The sequence below is a fragment of the Streptomyces sp. NPDC005878 genome (assembly GCF_040629815.1).
Lineage (GTDB): Bacteria > Actinomycetota > Actinomycetes > Streptomycetales > Streptomycetaceae > Streptomyces.
Genome location: NZ_JBEXWK010000002.1, coordinates 17,601 through 42,602 on the forward strand (window position 1 = coordinate 17,601; position 25,002 = coordinate 42,602).

Annotated in this window: 24 protein-coding genes; 10 read left to right on the forward strand and 14 right to left on the reverse strand. The window is 71.6% G+C overall.

Annotated elements, in window-relative coordinates; genetic code table 11:
* Positions 1 to 43: 43 nt before the first annotated feature.
* Complete coding sequence (locus ABZ404_RS03705) at positions 44 to 847, reverse strand: aminoglycoside phosphotransferase family protein (protein WP_358990181.1); 804 nt, start codon at positions 845 to 847, stop codon at positions 44 to 46.
* A gap of 393 nt (positions 848 to 1,240) precedes the next feature.
* Here ABZ404_RS03705 and ABZ404_RS03710 point away from each other — a divergent pair, with 393 nt between their 5' ends.
* From ABZ404_RS03710 to mgt, 4 genes are all read left to right on the forward strand, one after another.
* Positions 1,241 to 2,185, forward strand: a complete 945-nt coding sequence (locus tag ABZ404_RS03710) for a sugar ABC transporter permease (protein ID WP_358833603.1) — start codon at positions 1,241 to 1,243, stop codon at positions 2,183 to 2,185.
* 2 nt (positions 2,186 to 2,187) lie between these two features.
* Positions 2,188 to 3,027: a carbohydrate ABC transporter permease gene (locus ABZ404_RS03715; RefSeq protein WP_358833626.1), complete on the forward strand. Its 840-nt coding sequence runs from the start codon at positions 2,188 to 2,190 to the stop codon at positions 3,025 to 3,027.
* The gene (locus ABZ404_RS03720; protein WP_358833604.1) at positions 3,027 to 4,319 is read left to right on the forward strand and encodes a sugar ABC transporter substrate-binding protein; all 1,293 of its coding nucleotides are present in this window, start codon (positions 3,027 to 3,029) and stop codon (positions 4,317 to 4,319) included. Before ABZ404_RS03715 ends, ABZ404_RS03720 begins: the two co-directional genes overlap by 1 nt.
* Positions 4,320 to 4,384: 65 nt before the next feature.
* A complete protein-coding gene (mgt, locus tag ABZ404_RS03725; protein WP_358833605.1) occupies positions 4,385 to 5,584 on the forward strand; it encodes a macrolide-inactivating glycosyltransferase in 1,200 nt (399 codons plus the stop codon).
* Positions 5,585 to 5,840: 256 nt separating this feature from the next.
* On the opposite strand, the gene ABZ404_RS03730 is transcribed toward mgt, so the two are convergent.
* Positions 5,841 to 8,102, reverse strand: a complete 2,262-nt coding sequence (locus ABZ404_RS03730; protein WP_358833606.1) for an MMPL family transporter — start codon at positions 8,100 to 8,102, stop codon at positions 5,841 to 5,843.
* A 413-nt stretch (positions 8,103 to 8,515) separates the two neighbouring features.
* Between ABZ404_RS03730 and ABZ404_RS03735 the strand changes: the two genes are divergently transcribed.
* The 5 genes from ABZ404_RS03735 to ABZ404_RS03755 all read left to right on the forward strand — a co-directional run bounded on the left by ABZ404_RS03735 (position 8,516) and on the right by ABZ404_RS03755 (position 12,984).
* Positions 8,516 to 9,724: a S8 family peptidase gene (locus ABZ404_RS03735; RefSeq protein ID WP_358833607.1), complete on the forward strand. Its 1,209-nt coding sequence runs from the start codon at positions 8,516 to 8,518 to the stop codon at positions 9,722 to 9,724.
* 76 nt (positions 9,725 to 9,800) lie between these two features.
* A complete protein-coding gene (locus ABZ404_RS03740) occupies positions 9,801 to 10,349 on the forward strand; it encodes a DUF1697 domain-containing protein (RefSeq protein WP_358833608.1) in 549 nt (182 codons plus the stop codon).
* 104 nt (positions 10,350 to 10,453) lie between these two features.
* Complete coding sequence (locus tag ABZ404_RS03745; RefSeq protein WP_358833609.1) at positions 10,454 to 11,080, forward strand: DsbA family protein; 627 nt, start codon at positions 10,454 to 10,456, stop codon at positions 11,078 to 11,080.
* 121 nt (positions 11,081 to 11,201) lie between these two features.
* The gene (locus tag ABZ404_RS03750) at positions 11,202 to 11,645 is read left to right on the forward strand and encodes a hypothetical protein (RefSeq protein WP_358833610.1); all 444 of its coding nucleotides are present in this window, start codon (positions 11,202 to 11,204) and stop codon (positions 11,643 to 11,645) included.
* Between the two features lie 316 nt (positions 11,646 to 11,961).
* The gene (locus ABZ404_RS03755) at positions 11,962 to 12,984 is read left to right on the forward strand and encodes a fibronectin type III domain-containing protein (RefSeq protein WP_358833611.1); all 1,023 of its coding nucleotides are present in this window, start codon (positions 11,962 to 11,964) and stop codon (positions 12,982 to 12,984) included.
* Between the two features lie 25 nt (positions 12,985 to 13,009).
* Here the strand turns inward: ABZ404_RS03755 and ABZ404_RS03760 are convergent, their stop codons facing one another.
* On the reverse strand, positions 13,010 to 14,293 hold the full coding sequence (locus ABZ404_RS03760) for an MFS transporter (RefSeq protein WP_358833612.1): 1,284 nt from the start codon (positions 14,291 to 14,293) through the stop codon (positions 13,010 to 13,012).
* A gap of 143 nt (positions 14,294 to 14,436) precedes the next feature.
* On the opposite strand from ABZ404_RS03760, the gene ABZ404_RS03765 reads away from it, so the two are divergent.
* The gene (locus ABZ404_RS03765) at positions 14,437 to 15,420 is read left to right on the forward strand and encodes a helix-turn-helix domain-containing protein (protein WP_358833613.1); all 984 of its coding nucleotides are present in this window, start codon (positions 14,437 to 14,439) and stop codon (positions 15,418 to 15,420) included.
* Positions 15,421 to 15,424: 4 nt separating this feature from the next.
* Here the strand turns inward: ABZ404_RS03765 and ABZ404_RS03770 are convergent, their stop codons facing one another.
* From ABZ404_RS03770 to ABZ404_RS03820, 11 genes are all read right to left on the reverse strand, one after another.
* Complete coding sequence (locus ABZ404_RS03770) at positions 15,425 to 16,192, reverse strand: sirohydrochlorin chelatase (RefSeq protein WP_358833614.1); 768 nt, start codon at positions 16,190 to 16,192, stop codon at positions 15,425 to 15,427.
* 6 nt (positions 16,193 to 16,198) lie between these two features.
* Positions 16,199 to 17,137, reverse strand: coding sequence for an ABC transporter permease (locus ABZ404_RS03775; protein WP_358833615.1), 939 nt, complete (start codon positions 17,135 to 17,137; stop codon positions 16,199 to 16,201).
* Entirely contained in the window at positions 17,124 to 17,912 is a 789-nt protein-coding gene (locus tag ABZ404_RS03780; protein WP_358833616.1) for an ABC transporter ATP-binding protein, read from the reverse strand. The genes ABZ404_RS03775 and ABZ404_RS03780 overlap by 14 nt, the downstream gene beginning before the upstream one ends.
* Positions 17,913 to 17,948: 36 nt before the next feature.
* Positions 17,949 to 19,061 (reverse strand): aliphatic sulfonate ABC transporter substrate-binding protein, encoded by a 1,113-nt coding sequence (locus tag ABZ404_RS03785; RefSeq protein WP_358833617.1) that lies wholly within the window; start codon positions 19,059 to 19,061, stop codon positions 17,949 to 17,951.
* Positions 19,062 to 19,301: 240 nt separating this feature from the next.
* Complete coding sequence (locus tag ABZ404_RS03790) at positions 19,302 to 20,642, reverse strand: GTP-binding protein (protein WP_358833618.1); 1,341 nt, start codon at positions 20,640 to 20,642, stop codon at positions 19,302 to 19,304.
* Positions 20,643 to 21,581, reverse strand: a complete 939-nt coding sequence (gene cysD / locus ABZ404_RS03795; protein ID WP_358833619.1) for a sulfate adenylyltransferase subunit CysD — start codon at positions 21,579 to 21,581, stop codon at positions 20,643 to 20,645.
* Entirely contained in the window at positions 21,578 to 22,147 is a 570-nt protein-coding gene (cysC, locus tag ABZ404_RS03800) for an adenylyl-sulfate kinase (protein WP_358833620.1), read from the reverse strand. The genes cysD and cysC overlap by 4 nt, the downstream gene beginning before the upstream one ends.
* Positions 22,147 to 22,854, reverse strand: coding sequence for a phosphoadenylyl-sulfate reductase (locus ABZ404_RS03805; protein ID WP_358833621.1), 708 nt, complete (start codon positions 22,852 to 22,854; stop codon positions 22,147 to 22,149). Before ABZ404_RS03805 ends, cysC begins: the two co-directional genes overlap by 1 nt.
* Positions 22,851 to 23,030: a hypothetical protein gene (locus tag ABZ404_RS03810; RefSeq protein WP_358833622.1), complete on the reverse strand. Its 180-nt coding sequence runs from the start codon at positions 23,028 to 23,030 to the stop codon at positions 22,851 to 22,853. Before ABZ404_RS03810 ends, ABZ404_RS03805 begins: the two co-directional genes overlap by 4 nt.
* Positions 23,027 to 24,724 carry a nitrite/sulfite reductase gene (locus tag ABZ404_RS03815; RefSeq protein WP_358833623.1) on the reverse strand — a complete coding sequence of 566 codons (1,698 nt, stop codon included), beginning with the start codon at positions 24,722 to 24,724 and terminating at the stop codon, positions 23,027 to 23,029. The genes ABZ404_RS03810 and ABZ404_RS03815 overlap by 4 nt, the downstream gene beginning before the upstream one ends.
* 114 nt (positions 24,725 to 24,838) lie before the next feature.
* Complete coding sequence (locus ABZ404_RS03820) at positions 24,839 to 24,922, reverse strand: putative leader peptide (protein WP_351804716.1); 84 nt, start codon at positions 24,920 to 24,922, stop codon at positions 24,839 to 24,841.
* Positions 24,923 to 25,002: the final 80 nt, after the last annotated feature.

Consider the following 25,002-nt stretch of genomic DNA (forward strand, 5'->3'; position numbering starts at 1 on the left):
CCACGGGATCGGGTCGCACCCTCCCGGCGGATGGCGGAGCCCTTCAGAACGGGTACCAGCGGACCTCGGGATCCCCGTCCCGCAGGGAGGCGACCCGGCGGCGGAACTCGTCGAGCGCCTTGGGGTTGGACGGCGCGTGCTGGGCGACCCAGGCGCAGCTCGCCGTCTCCCGCGCGCCCCGCAGCACCGCGCACCCCTCCCACTCCCGCACATCCCATCCGTACGCCTCGGTGAACGCCTCGTACTGCTCGTCCGGCAGCCCGTACCGGTCCCGGGAGAGAGCCATGACCACCAGGTCGTGCTCCCGGAAGTCGGCGGAGAAGGTCTCCAGGTCGACCAGGACCGGACCGTCGGGCCCGACATGGACGTTGCGGGGCAGTGCGTCGCCGTGGATGGGGCCGGGCGGGAGGTGCGGGGTGAGGGCGGCGGCCGCGTCGGCGAAGCCGTCCCGGCGGGCGCGGAGATAGGCCGCGTCGGCGGGGTCGATCGCGTCCCCGGCCAGCCGCAGCCAGCGCTCCACCCCGCCGAGCAGTTCTCGTCGGGGCAGCGTGAACGCCGGGGCGGGCAGGGCGTGGACGAGCCGCAGCAGCTCGGCCAGATCGCGCGGGCCCGCGGGGCGGACGGCGGCGGGCAGCCGGTGCCAGAGCGTCACGGGGTGGCCGTCCACCAGCCGGGGCGCGGGCTCGGCCGCCCGCACCGCGGGGACGCCGCACCCGGCGAGCCAGCCGGCGATGGCCGGCTCACGCTCGGCGCGCGCCAGGAGTTCGGGGTGCTCGGTCGCGTCACGACCGACCTTGACCACGAGGTCGCCGATGGCGAAGACGGCGTTCTCACCGAGGGCGAGCAACTCGGCGGGGGGTCCGGCGGGCGCCGTGGCGGGGGTGTCGGCGGGGGCGGCTGCCGCGGGGGTGGAGGCATCGGCGGGGCCGGCCGCGCTCGCCGGGCTGGCCGCGCTCGCCTTGCTGGCCGCGCTCGCCCGGCTCACCGCACCCGCCCCGGCCCCGCCGAACCCCGCTGCCCCCGGCCCCGCCCCCGGCCAGCTCGCGTCGAGTCCCGCCGCGGCCAGTACTTCGCGCGCCCGTGCCTCGTCCACTGTTCACTCCCGGTGATCGTTCCGTACCGGGCAAGTCTCGCATTCACGCAGGTCGTCATCGTGAGGAGGCAGGTCGTCTTGACGAACCCACGGACCGTCAGCACGATGACGGGGGTCATTCGGCAATCCCGGCAAAGGGGTCGAACAATGACATGGGCCACCGTATCGGCGCGGTCGGGGAGGCGTGGGAGACGGTTACGCGAGCGCCCCGGCCCGGGCAGACCCCCGGACCACGGGGCCTGGTTCCTGGTGCTGCCCGCGCTGATCCCGATCCTCGTCCTGAGCGTGGGACCGCTGCTCTACGGCATCGCCCTGGCCTTCACCGACTCCCAGGCGGGCCGCACCGCGCCCACCGAGTGGACCGGGCTGCTCAACTTCCAAGACCTGCTCCACGACACCCTGTTCTGGGAGTCGTTCCGGATCGGGCTGGTATGGGCGGTCGGGGTCACCGTGCCGCAGTTCCTGCTCGCCCTCGGACTCGCCCTGCTGCTCGACCAGAACCTCCGCTTCCGGTGGCTGGCGCGGGCGCTCGCGATCATCCCCTGGGCGATGCCGGAGGTGGTCGTCGGCATCATGTGGCGGCTGGTGTACAACCCGGACGCCGGGATCCTCAACGAGACGCTTCACGACCTCGGATTCGGTGGCGGCCGGGACTGGCTCACCGGTCTCGGCACCGCCCTGCCCGCCGTGATCGTCGTCGGCGTCTGGGCGGGACTGCCGCAGACGACGGTGGCCCTGCTCGCCGGCCTCCAGAACACCCCGCACGAACTGCACGAGGCCGCCGCGATCGACGGCGCCGGGGCCTGGCGCCGCTTCTCCACGGTGACCTGGCCCGCCCTCAGACCCGTGGCGCTGGCCATCACCGCGCTCAACCTCGTCTGGAACTTCAACTCGTTCGCCCTGGTCTACGTCCTGACCAACGGCGGCCCCGGCGGGAAGACCCGGCTGCCCATGCTCTTCGCCTACGAAGAGGCCTTCCGGTACGGCCAGTTCGGGTACGCGGCCGCGATGGGCTGTGTGATGGTCGCGGTGATCTCGGTGTTCCTGGCGTTCCATCTGGTGGCGCGGCTCGGCAGAGGTGAGGACAGATGACGATGACGTCCCGTACGCGACCGCTGGGGCGCGCCGGACAGTACCTGGCGCTCCTCGGCTATCTGGTCTTCCTCGCGTTCCCGTTCCTGTGGCTGCTCTCCACGGCCTTCAAGCCCGCGCGCGAGCTCGGTTCGCTGCACCCGACCTGGATCCCCGGACACCCCACCCTCGACAACTTCCGGCAGGCCTTCGACGAACAGCCGCTGCTGCGCGCGGGGTTCAACAGCCTGGTGGCGGCGGTCTCGGCGGCGCTGATCGCGGTGGTGGTGGCGACGCCGATGGCGTACGTGATGGCCCGTCGGCGCGGCAGACTGGCGACGGCGGCGACCGGCTGGGTGGTGGTCAGCCAGGCGTTCCCGTTCGTCCTGCTGATCATCCCGCTCTTCCTGGTCCTCAAGCGCCTCCATCTCGTGAACTCGGTGGGCGGCCTGGTCATGGTGTACGTGGTGTGGTCGCTGCCCTTCGCGCTGTGGATGCTGGTCGGCTACGTCCGGGCGGTGCCCCTGGAGTTGGAGGAGGCGGCGGCGGTCGACGGGGCTGGGCGGCTGCGCACGCTGGTCTCGGTCACCGCGCCGCTGCTCGCCCCCGGCATCGTGGCCACCGCGCTCTTCGCCTTCATCACCGCGTGGAACGAATTCTTCTTCGCGCTCGTTCTTCTGAAAACACCGGAGAAACAGACCCTGCCGGTCGTCCTCACCCACTTCCTCGGTGCGGAGGGGGCCGCCGACCTCGGCCCGCTGGCGGCTGCGGCCTTCCTCGCCACGCTGCCGTCGCTGGCCGTCTTCGCCGTCATCCAGCGGCGCATCACCAGCGGAATGCTCGCCGGGGCGGTGAAGAGCTGATGCGCGCACGTCTGCTGACGCTCGCCGGAGTGGTGCTGGCCCTGCTCCTCTCCACTCTCACCGGCTGCTCCGACAGCGGCGCGGCCGACGACGGGAAGATCACGCTCCGCTTCCAGTCGCTGGCCTGGCAGAAGGAGTCGGTGGCGGTCACCAGGGAGCTGGTGAAGGAGTGGAACGGGGCACATCCGCAGATCCAGGTCCAGTACGTGCAGGGCAGTTGGGACACCGTCCATGACCAGCTGCTCACCTCGTTCGAGGGCGGCGAGGCGCCGGACGTCATCCATGACGCCTCCGACGACCTGGCGGACTTCGCCTACGGCGGCTACCTCGCCGATCTGCGCCCCCTGCTGCCCGCCGCACTGAAGCAGGACATCCCGGAGCGGAGCTGGGAGACGGCGACCTTCGGCAAAGGGGTGTACGGAGTGCCGTTCCTCCAGGAGCCGAGGGTGCTGATGGCCAACACCAGGATCCTCAAGGCCTCGGGGGTGCGGATACCCACCCCTCAACAGCCCTGGAGCTGGCAGGAGTTCCGTCAGGCGGCGAAGAAGCTGACCGCGCCGGGGCGGTACGGGATCGCCTGGCCGCTCAAGGAGCCCGTGTCGCTCACCCTGAACCTGGGCCTGTCCGCTGGAGGGCGCCTGTTCCACCGGGAGGCGGACGGCAAGGCGCGGGTGGTGTTCGAGGAGGGCGACGCGACCGTGCCCTCGGTGATCCACGACCAGGTCGGCGTCGACGGGAGTGCCGCGCGGACCACGCTCGGCATGGGCGGCTCCGACATCCTGCCAGGCTTCTTCGGCGGCCGGTACGCGATGGCCGCGCTGGGCTTCTCGTACCGTCAGCAGATCGTGCAGCAGGCGCCCGAGGGGTTCGAGTGGACCGTGCTGCCCGCCCCGGCGGGGAGCGGGGGACTGGCCCAGGGGGTCAGCCCGCAGACGCTCTCGGTGGCCGAGGACAGCCCGCACAAGAGGGAGGCGGCCGCGTTCATCGGCTTCCTGCTCCAGCCGCGCAACATGGTCCGGCTCGCCCAGGGCGACTGGATGCTGCCGACGGGGGTCGCGGCCCTGAAGGGCCCGGCCCTGCACACCGGGCGCCATGGCTGGGCGACCGGCGCCGCCCTGGCGGACGCGCTGCGTCCGGCTCCCGCGCAGTCGGTGCGCGGGTACCCGGAGTGGAAGGACAAGGTCGCCACCCCCGCCCTCCAGCAGTACTACAGCGGCGCGATCGACCTGGCCGAGCTGCGAAAACGTCTGGTCAAGGACGGGAATCGGGTGCTGGCCCGCTATCAGCGCTGACCCGGGAGGAGGGAGGCGCCGTAAATACATTGCACGAGACGTCTCGTCTCGTTTAGCGTGAGGTCATGACCGCAACCAAGCGTGCCCACATCGCCATGTTCTCCATCGCCGCCCACGGGCACGTGAACCCGAGCCTGGAGGTCATCAGGGAGCTCGTCTCCCGTGGCCACCGGGTGAGTTACGCGATCCCGGAGTCCTTCGCCGCCAAGGTCGCCGCGACCGGGGCCGAGCCGGTGGTCTACCGGTCGACGCTGCCGACCGAGGACCACCCCGAGGCGTGGGGGACCGAACTCATCGACAACATCGAACCGTTCCTCGACGATGCCATCCAGGCGCTGCCCCAGCTCGCCAACGCCTTCGAGGACGACCGGCCGGATCTGGTGATCAGCGACATCACCTCCTACCCGGCGCCTGTCCTGGCGCACGGCTGGGGCGTGCCCTACATCCAGCTCTCGCCGAACCTGGTGGCGTGGGAGGGGTACGAGGAGGAGGTGGCGGATCCGATGTACGCGGAGCTGCGTGCCTCGGAGCGGGGCAAGGCGTACTACGCCCGGTACCGGGCCTGGCTCGACGAGCACGGGATGCACCACACCGACCCCGACCGGCTCGTCGGCCGGCCCGTGCGCTCACTCGTCCTGATTCCACGGGCCCTCCAGCCGCACGCCGACCGGTGCGACGAGTCCGTCTACACCTTCGTGGGCGCCTGCCACGGCGAGCGCGCCGAACAGCAGGAGTGGCAGCGGCCGGCGGGTGCCGAGAAGGTGCTGCTCGTCTCGCTCGGCTCGACCTTCACCGAGCGGCCCGCGTTCTACCGCGCGTGCCTGAAGGCCTTCGGTGATCTGCCTGGCTGGCATGTGGTGCTCCAGATCGGCAAGTTCGTGGACCGGGCGGAGCTCGGGGAGATCCCCCTCAACGTGGAGGTGCGCGACTGGGTTCCGCAGCTCGCCGTGTTGCGCGAGGCCGATGCCTTCATCACCCACGCGGGCGCGGGCGGCAGCCAGGAGGGGCTGGCCACCGGGACGCCGATGGTGGCGGTGCCCCAGGCCGTCGACCAGTTCAGCAATGCCGAGATGCTCCAGTCCCTGGGGGTCGCCCGCCATGTCCCCATGGAGGAGGCCACCGCCGAGACCCTGCGGGAGGCGGTCCTGGCGCTGGTCGGGGACCCCGAGGTGGCCGAGCGCGCCGAGGCCGTCCGCCGGGAGATGGCCCGCGAGGGTGGCACCCGGCAGGCGGCGGACCTGATCGAGGCGGCCCTGCCGGTCTGAGGCCCTGGCCCCGCAGGCTCCTCCCGTAACGCATCGAGCGGCCCGAGCGTACGGTCCGGCCCCCCGCCTACGACGCCGAAGTACGCCACGTAAGCACGCCCCGCAGGCACGACCCGCAGGGCAAGACCTCCACCAGGCACGACCCGTACGTACGCCCCGAGCGCCACCCGTACGTACACCTCCACCATCCCGACAGGCGGGGCCCGGGGAGCACGTGCTCCCCGGGCCCCGTCCGTACCCTTCACACCGCGTCGCGTCAGACCCGGACGATCCGGTCGCGGTCCTCGTCGCCGTGGGCGGCCGTGACCGGCGGGGCGACGGCCGACTCGTCGTGGGTGAGGTCGGGCAGCCAGCGCAGCCACTTCGGCATGTACCAGTTGCGCTCGCCCAGCAGGACCATGACCGCCGGGAGCAGCACGCCCCGGATGACCGTGGCGTCGATCAGGACGGCCGTGGCGAGCCCCACGCCCATCTGCTTCATCGACTGCATCGAGAGCGTTCCGAAGATCGCGAAGACCGCCACCATGATGATCGCCGCGCTGGTGACCACACCGGCCGTGGTCACCACGCCGTGCTGGATGGCGTCGCGGGTCGAGCGGCCCTGGATCCGGGCCTCGCGGATCCGGGACACCACGAACACGTGGTAGTCCATCGACAGGCCGAAGAGGATCACGAAGAGGAACAGCGGGAGCCAGGAGACGATCGCGCCGACGCCCTCGGCACCCACCAGTGAGGCGCCCCAGCCGTGCTGGAAGACGGCGGTCAGGATGCCGTAGGCCGCGCCCACCGAGAGGAGGTTGAGGACGATCGAGGTGATCGCGATCGTCAGCGAGCGGAAGCAGAGCAGCATCAGCAGGAAGGCGAAGACCACCACGAAGGCGAAGACCGGGGTGACCGCGCCGACGATCCGGGCGTTGAAGTCCTTGGACCCGGCGACCTGACCGGTGACCGGCGCCTCCAGGCCGCGCACCTTGCCCAGCGTGTCGGGGCGGATGTGGTCACGGAGCAGGTCGAGGCTCTTCTCCGCCTTGTTCTGGTCGGAGCCGCCGATCAGCGGGACGTCGACGACCGCCACGTTCTCCGCGCTGTGCAGGGTGACCTTGATGGGGCCGTCCGAGGCGCCCCGGCTGATCGACTGCGTACGGAAGTCGGCGATGGCCCGCTTGACCTCCGGGGCGTTGATGTCGGCGGCCTTGATCACGACGTTGGCGGGGCTGGCGCCGCCGGGGAAGGTCTGGTTGACCCGGTCGTAGGTGCCGACGATGGGCAGCGAGTCGCCGAACTCCTGGTCGAGCGTGAGGTTCTGGGTGTGCATGCCGACCGCCGGGAGGGCTATCGCGATCAGCGCGCCCGCCGCCAGTGCCAGCGCGGCCTTCGGGCGGCGCAGCACCGCGCCGAGGACGGCACGCCACACCCGGCTCTCGCCGCCACGGTTGCGCCTGCCGCGCTTGACGCGGTTGAGGAACGGCAGCCTCCCCTTCTCGACGCGCTCGCCGAGCAGCGACAGGAGCGCGGGCAGCACGGTCACGGAGCCGACCATGGCCACCGCGACCACCATCAGGGAGGCCAGACCCATCGCCTCGAACTCGGCGAGTCCGGTGAAGAGCATGCCCGCCATGGCCACGCAGACGGTGACGCCGGAGACGATGATGGCCCGGCCGCTGGTGGCGGCGGCGATGCGCAGGGCCGTCTGGGCGTCGTGTCCGGCCTCGCGCTCCTCGCGTTCGCGGCGCAGATAGAAGAGGCAGTAGTCGACGCCGACGGCCAGACCGACCAGGAGCATCACGGAGTTGGCGGTGTCGCTCATCGCCTGGAGGTGGCTGACGATGGCCATCAGGCCCATCGTGGCGATGATCGCCGTGACGGCGAGGGCGACCGGCAGCAGGGCCGCGACCAGCGCGCCGAAGGCGATGAGCAGGATGCCGAGGGCGACGGGCACCGCCGAGTACTCGGCCTTCTTGAAGTCGTCGCCGAAGGCGTCGTCGAACGTCTTGCCCATGCTGGCACTGCCGATCTCCTCGATCCGCAGCTCCTTGTGCTCGCCCTGCACCTTCTTCACCGCGTCGAGCACCGGCGTGATGCGGTCGGGCGCGGTGTCGGCGTCGCCGCGCACCTCGAACTGGATCAGGGCGCTGCGGCCGTCCTTGGAGAGGGTCTTCGCGGTGTACGGAGAAGTCACCTTGGTGACCTGGCCGGTGCCGTCGACCGCCTTCATCACCTCGTCCACGGCGGTGCGGAAGACGGGGTCGGTCGCCTTGACGGAGCCGTCGACCGCCTGGACGAAGACGGTCTCGCCGGCCGGCTCCTTCAGCCCCGCGTCATCGATGATCTTCTGCGCCTGACCGACCTCACCGGGCAGTTGGTTGTCCTTGACGTCGATGCGCCCCACGGCCGAGCCGATCCCCATGGCCAGGAACACGAAGAGCACCCAGATCACCACCGCCGCCCAGCGGTGGCGGGCGCTCCACCCACCGGCCCGCGCGGCCACGCCGCGCACTCTTGTGACTCCGTTGACCATGGTGAGACGCCCCCCTGACAGACGATGGCAGCCCTGCGCCGCCATCCGGTTACGACGGTAGGGGCTGGATCCGGCCGTCTCCTCGTGCTCCCTGGTGAACCGGGTCCTCGGTATCTACTCCCTGCGAAGTGGGGGCATCCCCTACCCAAGGGATTCAAGCCCCTTACACGTAAAGGCGTTTGTGAGGGAAGATCCACGCCGGGGTCGCCACGGTGTGTGCACCAAGCCTGCACAACACCCGAGTTGACCTGCGGTGGCCTGTTTTTTATTACGAAACCTTGTTGTGTAAGTCACAGCTTTCTGGATCTCTTGATCTGCGCTCGTCCATCGGCAAGGGTTTCGAACAAGCCGCCCGGAAGGTTTCCATCCGGTAGGCCAACCCCCCACAAAAACTGGCGAGGAGACCCCTCTTCATGGCAACTCACAAGCGCAAGAGCCGCCTCAAGCTCACGGCCGGGATAACCGCCGTGGCGGCGGCGGCCGGTGTCACGGTCATGACCACCCAGATGGCGGGCGCGGCCGCGCCCGCCGAGGGCACGGTGTACGGCCTGGACGCCAAGGGCGCCATCGACGGCAGCTACATCGTCCTGCTGGACGAGAAGGCCTCGGCGGACGCCAAGCGCAAGCTCGCCGACGAGTACGGCGGCACCCTCCAGCGCGACTACGCCTCGACCGTCAACGGCTTCTCGGCGAGCGGGCTCTCGCAGACCGAGGCCAAGCGGCTGGCCGCCGACCCGGCCGTCGGCACGGTCGTCCAGAACAAGAAGTTCCACATCACCGCCGAGCAGGCCGGCCCGCCCTCGTGGGGGCTGGACCGGATCGACCAGGCCGAGACCGCCGGGGACGGCAAGTACAGCTACCCGGACAGCGCGGGCGAGGGCGTCACCGCGTACGTCATCGACACCGGTGTGCGCGTCAGCCACAAGGACTTCGGCGGCCGGGCCACCTCCGGCTTCGACGCCATCGACAACGACACCACCGCCGACGACGGCAACGGCCACGGCACGCACGTGGCGGGCACCATCGCCGGAACCGCGCACGGCGTCGCCAAGAAGGCGAAGATCGTCGCCGTCCGCGTCCTGGACGACCAGGGTTCGGGCTCGACCGAGCAGGTCGTCGCGGGCATCGACTGGGTCACCAAGAACCACAAGGGCCCCTCGGTCGCCAACATGAGCCTCGGCGGCGGCGCCGACCCCGCGCTCGACACGGCCGTGCAGAAGGCCATCGCCTCCGGCGTCACCTTCGCCGTGGCGGCGGGCAACGAGTCGGCCGACGCCGGCCAGGGCTCGCCCTCCCGAGTCAAGGAGGCGATCACCGTGGCCTCCTCCACCAAGGACGACCAGCAGTCGGACTTCTCCAACTTCGGTTCCGTGGTGGACCTCTACGCCCCCGGCTCGGACATCACCTCCGACTGGAACACCGACGACGGCGCCACCAAGACGATCTCCGGTACGTCGATGGCGACCCCGCACGTCGTGGGCGCCGCCGCCGTCTACCTCGCCGCCCACAAGGACGCCACCCCGGCCCAGGTCTCGGACGCGCTGACCGGCGGCGCCACGGCCGGGAAGATCACCAACCCGAGCGCCGGCACCCCGAACAAGCTGCTCAAGGTCGTCGAGTGACCACGCCCCGGCGGTCATGAACGTCGGCTCCCGTGCCATCCCCCACGAGGCACGGGAGCCGTCCTATTGTGTGGACATGACGACGATGTACGCCGCCCTGCTGCGCGGGATCAACGTGGGCGGCAACAAGAAGGTCCCGATGGCCGAGCTCAGAGCGCTGCTCACCGAGCTCGGCCACGGCTCCGTGCGCACCTATCTGAACAGCGGCAACGCCGTCTTCAGCAGCGACTCCCATGACCCGGACGCGCTCGCCGCCGCCCTGGAGGGGGCCATCGGGAAGCATTTCGGGTTCCAGGTCGCCTGTCTGGTGCGCACCGGTGCCTATCTGAGGGCGGTCGTGGACGCCTGCCCGTTCCCGGCGGACGAGCTGGAGGGCCGGCAGTTGCACGCCACGTTCTTCTCCGGCCCCGTGGATCCCGAGCGCTTCGCCGGCATCGACACCAAGGCCTTCCTGCCCGACACCTTCCGCCTCGGCGACCGGGTCCTCTATCTGTACGCGCCCGACGGCATCGGCCGCTCCAAGCTCGCCGAGGCACTGGCGAAGCCCGCCCTGCTCAAGGGCGTCGAGGCGACGGCCCGCAACTGGAACACGGTCAAGGCCCTCGTGGAGATGACCGGCGACTGAGCGGCCGAAGCGGCGGGGGCCGCCCCCTGCGGCCCCAAGTGGCCCAGTGGACCGATGCGCCAATGGCCCGGACCCCGGGTCCACTCCGTCGCTACCTTCGTCCTATGGACACCACCGAGCGCACCGGCCCCACCACCGTCGACTTCTACTTCGACCCCGCCTGCCCGTTCGCCTGGATCACCTCGCGCTGGATGCTGGAGGTCGAGCGGCACCGGGACATCGACCTCCGGTTCCGGGTGATGAGCCTGTACCTGCACAACATCGGCAACGAACTGCCCGCCTGGTACCGCGAGTTGGTCGACAAGTCGATCCGTCCCGTGCGGGTCGCGGTGGCGGCCGCGCAGGACAACGGGGAGGGTGTGCTGCGCGATCTGTACACCGCGTACGGCACCCGGATACACGAGCAGAAGAACGAGGACTTCGACGAGGTCATCACCCAGGCGCTGGCCGAGCTCGGCCTTCCGGCGGCGCTCGCGCGGGCCGCGCACGACCCGGCGTACGACGAGGCGGTGCGCCGCAGCCACGACGAGGGCAGGGACCCGGCGGCGGACGCGTACGTCGGTACGCCGACGATGCACCTCGACGGGAGCGTCTACTTCGGGCCGGTGCTCAGCTCCATCCCGCGCGGCGAGGAGGCGGCCCGGCTCTTCGACAGTGTGCGGGTGATCGCCTCCCACCCGGACTTCTTCGAGCTCAAGCGGACACGGACCGGAGGTCTCCGCTTCGACTGACACGCCCTTAGTGATCCGATGAATAGCGTCGGTTGGGAGGCGCTTCGCAGAATATTGACCGCATGCGTTGACCCTTTCGTGCCAGTGCTCCTATGTTTCCCTCGACTCCCGAGGAGGCAGGATGCCCGCGCTCCGGAGCACGCCCGTACGAGCCGTACTGACCGCCCTGCTCGCCGCCCTGGTCCTGACCGGTCCCGGCCCGGTGCCCCCGGCGGGGGCCGGGGCCCGGGCGGCGCCGCGCACCGCCGACGTCCATGTCTCGCCCTCGGGCCGGGACGCCGACGACGGAGCGGCGACTCATCCCGTGCGCACCCTGACCCGCGCCCGCGACTTGGCGCGCGAGAAGGCCGCGCACTCCATCTCGGCGCACTACTCCGGCGACATCACCGTGCACCTGGCCCCCGGGACGTACCGGACGACCGGGCCGCTCGTCCTCGACGGGCGCGACTCCGGCCCGGCCGGGCACCGCGTCGTCCGGCAGGGCGCGGGCGCGGACTCGACCCTGATCAGCGGCGGGCGCGGGGTCGAGGGGTGGCGGCAGGTGTCCGGGCGCTCCGGACTCTGAGCCGCCCCCGCTCCCCAAGGGCTCACCGACACGCGGCAGTTGTACGTGGACGGTGTGCGCGCCCAGCGGGCCCGGGGCGAGGTCCCGGTCGGTCTGACCATGACGGCGACCGGGTACACCGCCACCGCCGACACCGTGGCGCGCTGGCGGCGCCCCTCGGACGCCGAGTTCGTCTACACCGGCGGCGAGGAGCTGTGGAACGTCGAGCGCGACGGCCTGGGCCAGTGGACCGAGCCGCGCTGCCGTATCGCACGACTACCTGCAGCTGCTCGACGACGGGGGAGGCGTCTACACCCAGGGCCTGACCGGTACGTCGATGGCCGACGGCGAGCAGGTCAACGGCAACGTCATCCACGGCCAGTGGGGACTGGGCAAGAGCGTGTACACCGACGACGGGTGCACATACGAGACCGTGAGCGGGAACGTCCTCCACGGCGCGTCGTACGCGGACGTCGGCAGTCGCCACACCGACTACCGCGACACGCTCGGCAACAACGCCCCGACCCTGATCGCGGGGAACTGGTGGGAGGAGGGGTCCGCCGACAGCTCCAGCAAGGGGCTGGTGACCAGCGGGAACCACATCATGGCCGGGCTGTCCGACGTACCGTCGGAGGTGATCGTCCGGGCCGGGATCGAGCCCGCGTACCGGGATGTGCTCACCGTGACGACCGCGGCCGTCTCCGTGCCGGAGGCGCCGGCGCGGGTGGGGACGAGCCCGGGGGGCGGGGACGGGCTGTACGTGACGTTCAATCCCGCCTTCGTGGACGAGGGTTCGCCGGTCACGGGATACACGGCCCGTGCCCTGCGGTCCGACGGAAGCGAGGCCGGGCGGGCGAGTGCCGGTGCCGCGGAGTTCAAGCGGCTCGCGGTCGTACGGGTCGGGGGGCTCCGGGCCCAGGAGGGGCCGTTCCGGGTGGTGGTGGCCGCGCGGAACGCGCACGGGGAGAGATCCGCCTCGCTCGCGTCGGCGCCGCTCGCGGTGACGGCCGCGTCCGTGCCGCCCGCGGTCCCCACCGGGGCGAAGGCACGGGCCGGCGCGCGGGCCGTCACCCTGGCCTGGACGCCACCCGCGGCCACGGGGGACGCCGAGGTGACCGGCTACCGGATCACCGTCTCGAACGGGCGGACCGTCGCGGTCGGCGGGCGGGACGTGCTGGTCACCCAGCCGTCCGGCAAGGCCATGTTCCGGGTCGTGGGTTCGCTGAAGCCCGCGACCCCCTACACCCTCACCGTCGCGGCCGTCACGGCGGCGGGAACCGGGCCCGCGGCCACGGTGACCGCCACCACCACCGCGGCGGGGCAGGGCGCCGGGGCGCCGTCCTCGGGGGACGCGCGGTGATCGCGCGCGTATCCCCCGGAGCGGCTCACGGTGTTGTCTCGCCCCGCCACGCCCCGTCCCGCTGGGCCCACCGCACCGCCGGGCCCACCGCCAGGCCCGCCACGGTGAAGAGGGCCGCCAGGAACGCCCAGCCCGCGAAGCCGTGGTCCACCGCCGTGAGCGTCACCAGGGCCGGGCCCGCCATCATCGCCGCCGCCGAGCCCGAGCTGAACACGCCCTGGTAGACGCCGTGGGCGCGGGAGTCGGCCAGTTCGTAGCCGAGGGTCCAGCCGCCGGCCGAGGACAGCACCTCGCCGAGGACCTGGACCACCGCGCCCACCACGAGCACCACCACCGCCCACATCGGGGAGAGCCCGGCGGACAGGGCGAAGACCACGCACGCCGCGCCGAGCAGCAGCCCGGCCCGGCCCATCGCCCGTACCGCTCCCGGCACGTCCGTGACGCCCCGGGTCGCGCGCACCTGGAGCAGGGCCACCAGGACGCAGTTGACGATCATCACCAGCGCGACCGACCACCGCGGTGCCTCGGTGTTCCCGGCGATCCACAGCGGCATCCCGACCTCCAGCAGGCTGAACTGCAGGGCCGTCACCGCGTTGAGCACCGTCACCGCCAGATACGGCAGGTCGCGGACCGCCCGCCAGCGGCTCTCGGAAGGGGTGCCGGCCCTGCCGTCCGCCCCGCGCGCGGCCAGGGCGGCCTCGTTGAGCGGCAGGGTGCGTACGAGAAGGGCGGGGATCGCGTACGTCGCCGCGTCGAAGAGGATCAGGGCGACATAGGCACCCCGGGTGTCGATCTGGAGGGCCACCGCGCCGATCGCGCCGCCGAGCCCCATCGCCGCGTTGGTCACCATCCGCAGATAACCGCGGGCCGCGACCCGCGTCGCGGCGGGCAGCACGTCCGCGAAGAGCGCCCCCTTGACGCCCCAGCTCGCCTGGTTGAGCGAGCCGAAGCAGACCGCCGCCACCAGGAAGCCCGCGTACCCGTGGACCAGGGAGTACCCGGCCATCGCCACTCCGCAGCCCAGCCACAGCAGCGCGGTCATCCGGCGGCTGCCCCAGCGGTCCGCGGCGCGCCCGGCCGGGATGCCCGCCGCGACGCCGAACAGTCCGGCGATGGTGAGTCCGAAGCCGACCTGGGTCGCCCCCAGACCGCAGACACGGGTGAAGTAGAGCACGCTCACCGGGAAGAAGAGGCCGTTGCCGAAGGAGTTAAGGCCGGTCATCAGGGCGAGGCGGCGCAGCACCGGCTCGTCCGGGACGACGGCCCGAACGGCCGAGGAGCGGGGGCGGGTCCCCGTGCGGGTGGTCATACGGTCAGCCAACCCGTTGTGTACACGCCAGGGGCATTGATTTAGTCTCCGGCTAAAGGGACGACGGGTCACAGGGATGTCGGGTCACAGGGATGTCGAGCCGCGGGGATGACGGACCGTCGACGGGGGCGCGGGGGCCGGGAGTGATCGAGTTCAGGTTCGGCGTGGGGGATCTGGCCAGTACGTCGTTCGCGTACTCGCCCTTCCAGGAGGCCGTCTTCTCGCTGTGGGGCTGGGCGGACGTCTCCCGCTTCCCGCACCAGCGGCCCTGGCTGCGCCGGCTGCGGCCGGTGTTCGAGCGCCAGGACACCGAGCTGTTCGCCGCGCTCATCGCCCCGCACGGCTTCATCCCGGACTTCCTCACGCCCCGCCCGGAGCGCGTACGGCCCTCGTTCGCCGAGCAGTCGGCGCAGTTGCGGCGGACGCCCCTGGAGCTGATCGGGCCCGACTTCCGGCGCACGTTCGGGCCCGGCGCGGAGCTCCCGCCGGTGATCCGCCGAGGGCTCGCCGACCCGGCCGCCCTGCTGGAGCGGATCGCGTCGGCCTTCGACCGCTACTGGGAGCAGTGCCTCGCCCCCGACTGGTGGCCCAGGGCCAGGGCGGTCCTGGAGGCCGATCTCGCGCACCAGTCGCGGGTGCTGGCCGAGCAGGGGGCGGCCGGGCTCTTCCGGGACCTCGACAAACGGCTGTCGTGGCGCGCGGGCGTGCTGCGGCTGCGGCACCCGGTCCCGGACACCTGGCCCGCGGCCGACATCCAGGTGGCGGGCCGGGGCATGGTGCTGATGCCGACGACGTTCGTCCGCGGCGCCATCACCACCGTGGACACCACCCTGCCGCCGGTGCTCAACTATCCGGCGCACGGCCGGGGAACGCTCGGCGAGGCACCGCCGCCGGTCAGCGACCGCGCCCTGGTCCGCCTGCTGGGCCCGGCGCGGGCCCGGCTGCTGACCCTGCTAGCCGAACCGGCCACCACCACCGAGCTCGCCCGGCGCCTGGAGGTCACCCCGGGCGCGGTCAGCCAGCATCTGTCGGTGCTCTACGACGCGGGACTGCTGCACCGGGCCCGGCGCGGCCGGGGCGTGGAGTACGCCCGCACGGCGCTCGGCGACGAACTGCTGCGGGGCTGAGCCGTCAGGCGCTGAGCACCCGCGGGCCCCGCGCCCGCAGCCGCGCCCCGTCGTACCGGACGAGCAGCAGCCGGGCCAGCTCCGGGGCCGCGCCCAGCACCCCGGCCAGCACGTCCGCTTCCGCGGCGCCCCGGGCGATCCGGTCCGGCAGGAAACCGGGGGCGATGACGTACGGGGCGACGGCGACCCGCCGCACACCGGCCGCCCGCAGCTCCCGTACGGCGTCCTGCGTACGGGGATGACTCCCGGGAGAGGCAGCGGAGGCGAACGCAGGCCGCACGGCGCACCAACCGGTGTGCCGCAGCTCCCGCGCTACATCTGCGATCACTGCGATCGCCTCCGGGTCCGTGGAGCCCGCCGAGGCCAGGACGACCCCGGTCGAGCGCTGGTCGGCGGGGGGGATCCCCGCCTCGTACAGGGCCTCCTGGAGCCGTCGCTCCACGGTGGCCAGCAGCAGCGGGGAGGGGCCCAGGACGTCCGCGACGCGGATGTCCAGCCGCGCCGGGGCCCGGCCGAGCACCGCCGGGATGTCGGACTTGGCGTGGAAGGCCCGGGTCAGCAGCAGCGGCAGCGCCACCACCTCCCGTACGCCCTCGAAGGCCAGCCGTTCCAGGACGCGCGGCACCGACGGCGCGTTGAAGTCCAGGAAGCCGGTCTCCACGCGCAGCCCCGGCCGCAGCGCCCGTACGCGCCGCACCAGGGCGTGCACGGTCGCGGCGTGCCGCGGATCGCGGCTGCCGTGGGCGATGACGAGGAGGACGGGTGCGCGCATGGTGGCTCAGCTCTTCACCAGCAGACCGCGGCTGCGCAGGACGTAGCGCTCCAGCGGGCTGAAGATGAGCAGGTCGATCGCGATGCCCACGATCAGGATCAGGAAGATGGCGAGGAAGACGCCCGGCATGTCGGAGTTGTTGCGGCCGTTCTCCAGCAACTGGCCCAGGCCCAGGCCCAGATCGGGCGAGGACGCGATGATCTCGGCGGCCATCAGGGAGCGCCAGGAGAACGCCCAGCCCTGCTTGAGACCCGCCAGATAGCCCGGCAGGGCGGCGGGCATCACGATGTGCCAGGTGCCGCGCAGCCCGGTGGCGCCCAGGGTGCGGCCCGCGCGCAGGAACAGCGGCGGGACCTGGTCGACGCCGGCGACGAGCCCGTTGGCGATCGAGGGCACCGCGCCCAGCAGGATCACCGCGTACATCATCGAGTTGTTCAGGCCGAGCCAGATCACCGCCGGGGGGACCCAGGCGACCGACGGCAGCGACTGGAGGCCGGAGAGGATCGGCCCGATCGCCGCCCGGATGAACCTCACCCGCGCCACGACCAGCCCCAGCGGGGTGCCGATCGCCAGGGCGAGCAGGAAGCCGAGCAGTCCGCGCGAGACGCTGGTCCACACGATGTCGAGCAGGGTGCCCTGGAGCCACAGCTCGCGCAGGCCCGACCAGACCGAGGACGGCGAGGGCAGCTTGGTGCTGTCGGTGACCTCCGCCCACACCAGCCCCTGCCAGACGACCAGGACCAGCGCGATCGCCGAGAGGGGCGGCAGGACCTTCTGCACCAGGGTCTCGCGCAGCGGGGTGCGCCCGCTCTGCACCGTCTCCAGCGCGTCGAGGCCGGCCTCCAGCCCCGCCAGATCGTGGGTGTCCCCGGGGGCCCCGACCGCCTTGTCGGCCCCGACGGCCTTCTCCGCCCGGTCGGCCTCGGACGTCTCAGTGCTGGCCATGGCGGCGGATCTCCCCACGCAGTTGTTCGGTGATCTCTACGGAGAGCTCCGCCACGGCGGAGTCCTCGATGCGGCGCGGATGCGGGATGTCCACGGTCCACTGGTGCGCCACCCGGCCCGGCCGGGACGACAGGAGCACCACCCGCTGGGCGAGCCGGACGGCCTCGCGCACGTTGTGCGTGACGAACAGGACGGACAGGTCCGTCTCGCGCCAGATCCGGGTCAGCTCGTCGTGCAGGACATCGCGGGTGATGGCGTCGAGCGCGGCGAACGGCTCGTCCATCAGGAGCAGCTGGCTGTCCTGCGCGATCGCCCGGGCCATCGCGACCCGCTGGCGCATCCCGCCGGACAGCTCGTGCACCCGCTTGCCGTACGCGCCCTTGAGCCGGACCAGTTCGAGCAGTTCCTCGGCGCGGTCGCGGCGCTCGGCCTTGGCGACCCCGCGCAGCCGCAGGGCGAGTTCGATGTTCTTGCCCGCGGTCAGCCACGGGAACAGCGCGTGCTCCTGGAACATCAGGGCGGGCCGCCCGCCGGGCGTCTCGATCGTCCCGGCGGTCGGCCGGTCGAGCCCCGCCACCAGGTTCAGGAGCGTGGACTTCCCGCACCCGGAGGCTCCCAGGAGGGTGACGAACTCGCCCGGCGCGACATCGAGGGTGATGTCGTCGAGCACGAGCTGGGGGCCGGTGGGACCGGCGAACGACTTCGACACGTGCCCGATGCGGGCGGCGTACTCCGTCGTGGCACGCTCCTCGGCCGCGGCGACTGCGGTGGCCATGGTCGTCACCTCCTGGGAACTGGTGCGGATACGGGGTTACTTGACGCCGAAGCCGGCGTCGGCGACCGCGGGCCTGCCCAGGCCCTTGAGGACCTTGTTGAGCGGGGCCAGGTCGTAGATGCCGTCCAGGTCGGGCTTCTTCAGCAGGCCCGCCTTGACCGCGTGGTCGGCCTCGATGCCGAGGGTGGCGGCCAGCGGGTCATCGGTCGTCTTGATCGACTTCCAGGCCGGGTCCAGGACGTTCGCGGGCAGCGCCTTACCGCTGAGCGCCTTCAGCGCGGCGTTCGCGGAGGTCTTGGCCCGGTCCGGGTCGGCCTTGATCCAGTCGTTGGTCTTCACCGAGCCGCGCAGCACCGCCTCGACGACGTCGGGGTGCGCCTTGAGGAACTTCTGCGACACGATGATGTTCGTGATCACGAACTCCTTGTCGGCCCACAGGTCGGCCTCGTCGAGGAGGACCTTCGCGCCCTGCGAGACGAGCTTGGACGCGGTCGGCTCCGGCACCCAGGCACCGTCGATGGAGCCGGACTTGTAGGCGTCCGGAGTGATCTTGTTGTCGGTGCGGACCACCGAGACGTCGCCCTTGCCGCTCTGGGCGTCGACCTTCCAGCCCTTCTCGGCGATCCAGTTGAGGAAGGCCACGTCCTGGGTGTTGCCGAGCTGCGGGGTGGCGATCTTGTGGCCCTTGACGTCGTCCAGGGACGTGATCTTGTCGGGGTTCACCACCAGCTTCACGCCGCCCGAGGCGGAGCCGCCGATGATGCGCAGGCTCTGGCCCTTGGACTTGGTGTAGCCGTTGATCGAGGGGGAGGGACCGATCCAGCCGATGTCGATCGCCCCGGCGTTGAGCGCCTCGATCTCGGAGGGGCCGGCGTTGAAGGTGGAGGTCTTCACCTCGGTGCCGCCCAGCTCCTTCTGGAACAGGCCCTCCTGGACGCCGACGAGCGCGGTCGCGTGGGTGAGGTTGGGGAAGTACCCGATCTTCACCGAGTCCGCCGACAGCTTCTTGGCGTCGGCGGCGACCCCGGCCTTCTGGGCGCTGTCGGTCTTGTCCTTGTCCGACCCGTAGCTGCATGCGGCCAGGACGAGCAGGGGCAGGGCGGCGGCGGTGGCGAGACCGGCGCGCAGGGCGGTGCGGGTGGCAGGCACGGGAGGGGTTCCTCTCGGTGGCCCGGCGGTCAACTGCCCCGGAAATGAGGGGAGATGGCCGGGAGATCGGCGGGTTTTCGTCTGGAGCGGTGGAGCGGGTGGAGCCGCTGGGCGCGCGAGCGGTGCGCGTACGTCATCGCGCACATCGGCCCACCCCGCCCTGCCCGCTGCCGAGGGCGCCGCTGCCGACGCGGCCGCCCTCCTTGGCGAACGTGGAGTAGAAGTCGTGGCTCGTCATGGTCAGAAGTCCCACCCGTCCGACTCGCTGTCGGCCGGCACGGGCTCGGGCGCGGCGAACGACTCGCCGACCATGCCCGCGGTGAGCGTGGTGCCGTCGGCCGGGTCGATCAGGATGAAGGCCCCGGTACGGCGGGAGTCGGCGTACGCGTCGAGCGGCAGCGGCTCGGCCGTACGGATCTTGACGCGGCCGATGTCGTTGGCGGCCAGCCGCCCCGGATGCGGGTGCAGCGACAGGTCGTCCAGGGTCAGCCGGGACGGGATGTCCTTGACGATCGCCTTGACCGTACGGGTGCCGTGCTTGAGCAGCACCCGGTGGCCCACGGAGAGCGGCTGGTCGGCCACGTGGCAGACCGTCGCCTCCACGTCCTGGGTGGTGGGCGGCGCGTCCCCGCTCGGCACGATCAGGTCGCCGCGCGAGATGTCCACGTCGTCGTCGAGGAGCAGCGTCACGGACTGCGGCGTCCAGGCCACGTCCACCGACTCGCCGAGCAGGTCGATCCCGGAGATCGTCGAGGTGCGGCCCGAGGGCAGCACGGTCACGCTCTCGCCGACCCGGAAGGTGCCCGCCGCGATCTGGCCCGCGTAGCCCCGGTAGTCGGGGTGCTCGGCGGTCTGCGGGCGGATGACGTACTGCACGGGCAGCCGGGCGTGGCAGCCGGTGAGGTCGTGGCTGACCGGGACGGTCTCCAGGTGCTCCAGGACGGTCGGCCCGCCGTACCAGTCCATGTGGGCGGACGGCTCCACCACGTTGTCGCCGGCCAGCGCCGAGATCGGGATCGCGGTGATCTCCGGCACGCCCAGCTCCCCGGCGTACGCGGTGAACTCCTCGGCGATCGCCGCGAAGACCTTCTCCTCGTACCCGACCAGGTCCATCTTGTTGACCGCGAGCACCACGTGCGGCACCCGCAGCAGGGCGGCGACCGCCGCGTGCCGGCGGGTCTGCTCGACCACGCCGTTGCGGGCGTCGACCAGGACCAGCGCGAGGTCGGCGGTGGAGGCACCGGTCACCATGTTGCGGGTGTACTGCACGTGCCCGGGGGTGTCGGCCAGGATGAACCGGCGCCGGGGCGTGGCGAAGTAGCGGTAGGCGACGTCGATGGTGATGCCCTGCTCCCGCTCGGCGCGCAGGCCGTCGGTGAGCAGCGCGAGGTCGGGGGCGTCCTGGCCGCGCTTGGCGGAGGCGGCCTCGACGGCCTCCAACTGGTCGGTGAGGACCGATTTTGAGTCGTGCAGGAGCCGGCCCACCAGGGTGGACTTGCCGTCGTCGACGGACCCGGCGGTCGCGAAGCGCAGCAGGGTGGTCGCGGACAGGTCCGCCAACTGCTCGGTCGTGGTGGTCATTTAGAAGTACCCCTCGCGCTTGCGGTCTTCCATCGCGGCCTCGGACATCTTGTCGTCGGCGCGCGTCGCGCCCCGCTCGGTGAGCCGGGAGGCGGCGATCTCGGCGATCACGGCGTCCAGCGTCGTCGCGTCGGAGTCGACGGCGCCGGTGCAGGACATGTCACCGACCGTGCGGTAGCGCACCAGCCGCTTCTGTACGGTCTCGTCCTTCTTCGGGCCGCCCCAGTCGCCCGCGGTCAGCCACATGCCGGCCCGCTGGAACACCTCGCGCTCGTGCGCGAAGTAGATCCGCGGCAGCTCGATGCCCTCACGGGCGATGTACTGCCACACGTCCAGCTCGGTCCAGTTGGAGAGCGGGAAGACCCGGACGTGCTCGCCCGGCGCGTGGCGGCCGTTGTAGAGCTGCCACAGCTCGGGGCGCTGGCGGCGCGGGTCCCACTGCGAGAACTCGTCGCGCAGCGAGAACACCCGCTCCTTGGCCCGGGCCTTCTCCTCGTCGCGCCGCCCGCCGCCGAACACGGCGTCGAAGCGGTGCCGCTGGATGGCCTCGGTCAGCGGCACGGTCTGGAGCGGGTTGCGCGTCCCGTCGGGCCGCTCGCGCAGCTTCCCCGCGTCGATGTACTCCTGCACGGAGGCGACGTGCAGCCGCAGCCCGTGCTCGGCGACCACCCGGTCGCGGTAGGCGAGGACCTCGGGGAAGTTGTGCCCGGTGTCGACGTGCAGCAGCGTGAAGGGGACCGCCGCGGGGGCGAACGCCTTCAGCGCCAGGTGCAGCATGACGATCGAGTCCTTGCCGCCGGAGAAGAGGATCACCGGCCGCTCGAACTCGCCCGCCACCTCGCGGAAGATGTGCACCGCCTCGGATTCCAGGGCGTCGAGGTGGGTGAGCGCGTACGGGGTGTCCGTGCCCTCGGCCTGGGCGGCGGCGGTCGTCGTCATGCGAGACCCCTCTCGGTGAGCAGTGCGTGGAGCGCGGACGCGGACTCGCCTACGGTCTGGCGGTGCGACTCGATCCGCAGGTCGGGCGACGCGGGCGCCTCGTAGGGGTCGTCGACCCCGGTCAGCCCGCTGATCTCGCCGGCCGCCTGCTTGGCGTACAGGCCCTTCACATCGCGCTCGGAGCAGACCTCCACGGGAGTGGCGACATGCACCTCCAGATAGGCGGTGCCCTCGGACTGGTGGCGCTTGCGTACGGCGTCACGGCTGTCGGCGTACGGCGCGATCACCGGCACCAGCGCCTTGACGCCGTTCGAGGCGAGCAGTTCGGCGACGAAGCCGATCCGCTGCACGTTGGTGTGCCGGTCCTCGCGGCTGAAGCCGAGTCCGGCCGAGAGGAACTCGCGGATCTCGTCGCCGTCGAGCACCTCGACCCGGTGTCCCTCCTCGCGCAGCCGGCCCGCCAGCTCGTACGCGATGGTGGTCTTGCCCGCGCTGGGCAGCCCGGTGAGCCAGACGGTGGCTCCGGTGGTGGCCCCGCTCACGTGGTTCTCCTGGTGGTTCGTCATCAGCCGTGCAGCCCGCACTCGGTCTTGTTGCGCCCGGCCCAGCGGCCGGACCGCGCGTCCTCGCCGTCCGCCACCCGGCGGGTGCAGGGCGCGCAGCCGATGGACGGGTAGCCGTCCATGAGGAGCAGGTTGGTGATCACTCCGTGCTCCGCCACGTACGCGTCCACGTCGTCCTGGGTCCAGCGGGCGATGGGGGACACCTTCACCTTCTGCCGCTTCTCGTCCCAGCCGACGACCGGAGTGTCCGCCCGGGTCGGGGACTCGTCGCGGCGCAGGCCGGTCGCCCACGCGGAATAGCCGCTCAGCCCCTCCTGGAGCGGCTTGACCTTGCGCAGCGCGCAGCACAGGTCCGGGTCGCGGTCGTGCAGCCGCGGTCCGTACTCGGCGTCCTGCTCGGCCACGGTCTGACGCGGTGTCAGGGTGATGACGTTGACGTCCATCACCTGCGCCACCGCGTCCCGGGTGCCGATGGTCTCCGGGAAGTGGTAGCCGGTGTCGAGGAACACCACGTCCACGCCGGGCATCGCGCGCGAGGCGAGATGGGCGACCACCGCGTCCTCCATCGAGGAGGTGACGCAGAACCGCTTGCCGAAGGTGTCGGCCGCCCAGCGCAGGATGTCCAGCGGCTCGGCCTCCTCCAGCTCGCGCCCGGCGGTCTCCGCCAGGGCCCTGAGCTCGTCGGCCGAAGATGCCTGAAGGGTCGTCATGAGGTCTCTCCCCGTGGGTGGGTGGACCGCGGCCCACGGGCCAGCAGTCCGAGGAACGAGAGCCGGAACGCGCGGTTGCACGCCGCGCATTCCCACGCCCCGTGGCCCTCCTCCGAAGGCCGCAGGTCCTCGTCCCCGCAGTACGGGCAGTAGAAGGGCGCCGCCCGCTCGCTCACGACAGGGCCTCCTCGCTCGCGCGCGCGGCCCAGACGGCGAACCGCTCGCCGTCCTCGCGCTCCGCCTCGAAGCGCTTGAGCAGCCGCTCGATGTAGTCCGGCAGCTCGGCCGAGGTGACCTTCAGACCGCGGACCTTGCGGCCGAAGGCGGCCTCCAGGCCGAGCGCGCCGCCCAGGTGCACCTGGTAGCCCTCGACCTGCTCGCCCTCGTCGTTCAGGACCAACTGGCCCTTGAGACCGATGTCCGCGACCTGGATACGGGCGCAGGCGTTGGGGCAGCCGTTGAGGTTGATGGTGATCGGCTCGTCGAAGTCCGGGACGCGGCGCTCCAGTTCGTCGATGAGCGCGGAGCCGCGCGCCTTGGTCTCGACGATCGCCAGCTTGCAGTACTCGATACCGGTGCAGGCCATGGTGCCGCGCCGGAACGGCGACGGCCTGGCGGTCAGGTCGAGCGCCTCCAGCGCCTCGACGAGCGGCCCGACCCGCTCCTCCTCGACGTCGAGGACGATCATCTTCTGCTCGACCGTGGTACGGACCCGGCCCGAGCCGTGCGCCTCCGCGACCTCGGCGATCTTCGTCAGGGTGGCGCCGTCGACGCGGCCGACCCGGGGGGCGAAGCCGACGTAGAAGCGGCCGTCCCGCTGGCGGTGCACCCCGACGTGGTCGCGCCAGCGCTGGGAGGGCTCGGCGGGCGCGGGCCCGTCGACCAGCTCGCGCCGGAGGTACTCCTCCTCCAGGACCCGGCGGAACTTCTCCGGGCCCCAGTCCGCCACCAGGAACTTCAGCCGGGCGCGGTTGCGCAGGCGCCGGTAGCCATAGTCGCGGAAGATGCCGACCACGCCGGCCCAGACGTCCGGGACCTCCTCCAGCGGCACCCAGGCGCCGAGCCGCACGCCGAGCTTGGGGTTGGTGGACAGACCGCCGCCGACCCACAGGTCGAAGCCCGGGCCGTGCTCGGGGTGTTCGACGCCGACGAAGGCCACGTCGTTGATCTCGTGCACCACGTCGAGCAGCGGCGATCCGGAGATCGCCGTCTTGAACTTGCGGGGCAGGTTGGAGAACTCCTTGCTGCCGATGTAACGCTCGTGGATCTCGTCGACCGCCCAGGTGCCGTCGACGATCTCGTCCTCGGCGATCCCGGCGACCGGCGAGCCGATGACGACGCGGGGGCAGTCGCCGCACGCCTCCGTCGTGGAGAGCCCGACGGCCTCCAGCCGGTTCCAGATCTCCGGTACGTCCTCGATGCGGATCCAGTGCAGCTGGATGTTCTGCCGGTCGGTGATGTCGGCGCTGCCGCGCGCGAACTCCTGCGAGATCTCGCCGATCACCCGCAGCTGGCCGGTCGTCAGCCGTCCGCCGTCGATCCGGACCCGCAGCATGAAGTACTTGTCGTCCAGCTCCTCCGGCTCCAGGATCGCGGTCTTGCCGCCGTCGATCCCGGGCTTGCGCTGGGTGTACAGCCCCCACCAGCGCATACGTCCGCGCAGGTCGTTGGGGTCGATCGAGTCGAAGCCGCGCTTGGAGTAAATCGTCTCAATACGTGTCCGCACATTGAGACCGTCGTCGTCCTTCTTGAACTGCTCGTTCCCGTTGAGCGGCGTGAAGTGGCCGACGGCCCACTGGCCTTCACCACGGTGGCGCCCCGGCTTGCGGCGGGGTGCGGTGGAGGCGGGCTTGTCTGGGCTGGCGGCCATGGGGATACGTCCTTCGGGACTGCAGGAGGGCGGCTCTGACCTGCACACTCGCGCGGAGGCGCGGCGGTGCGCAAGGGCGTGGGAGAAGCAGGGGGCGGCGGTGCTGGGGTTCTCTCAGCGGGCCGGACAGATGGCGCTGGACATACGGCCCAGGTCGACGTGTCGTCGACTCACCAAGGCAATTCCAGTTCCGAACATGGCGGAAGCGTGTCACGGGCATCTCGGGCCAGTCCACCACCTTCCAAAATGTGGACAACAATGTCCCGAGTGGTGAGACG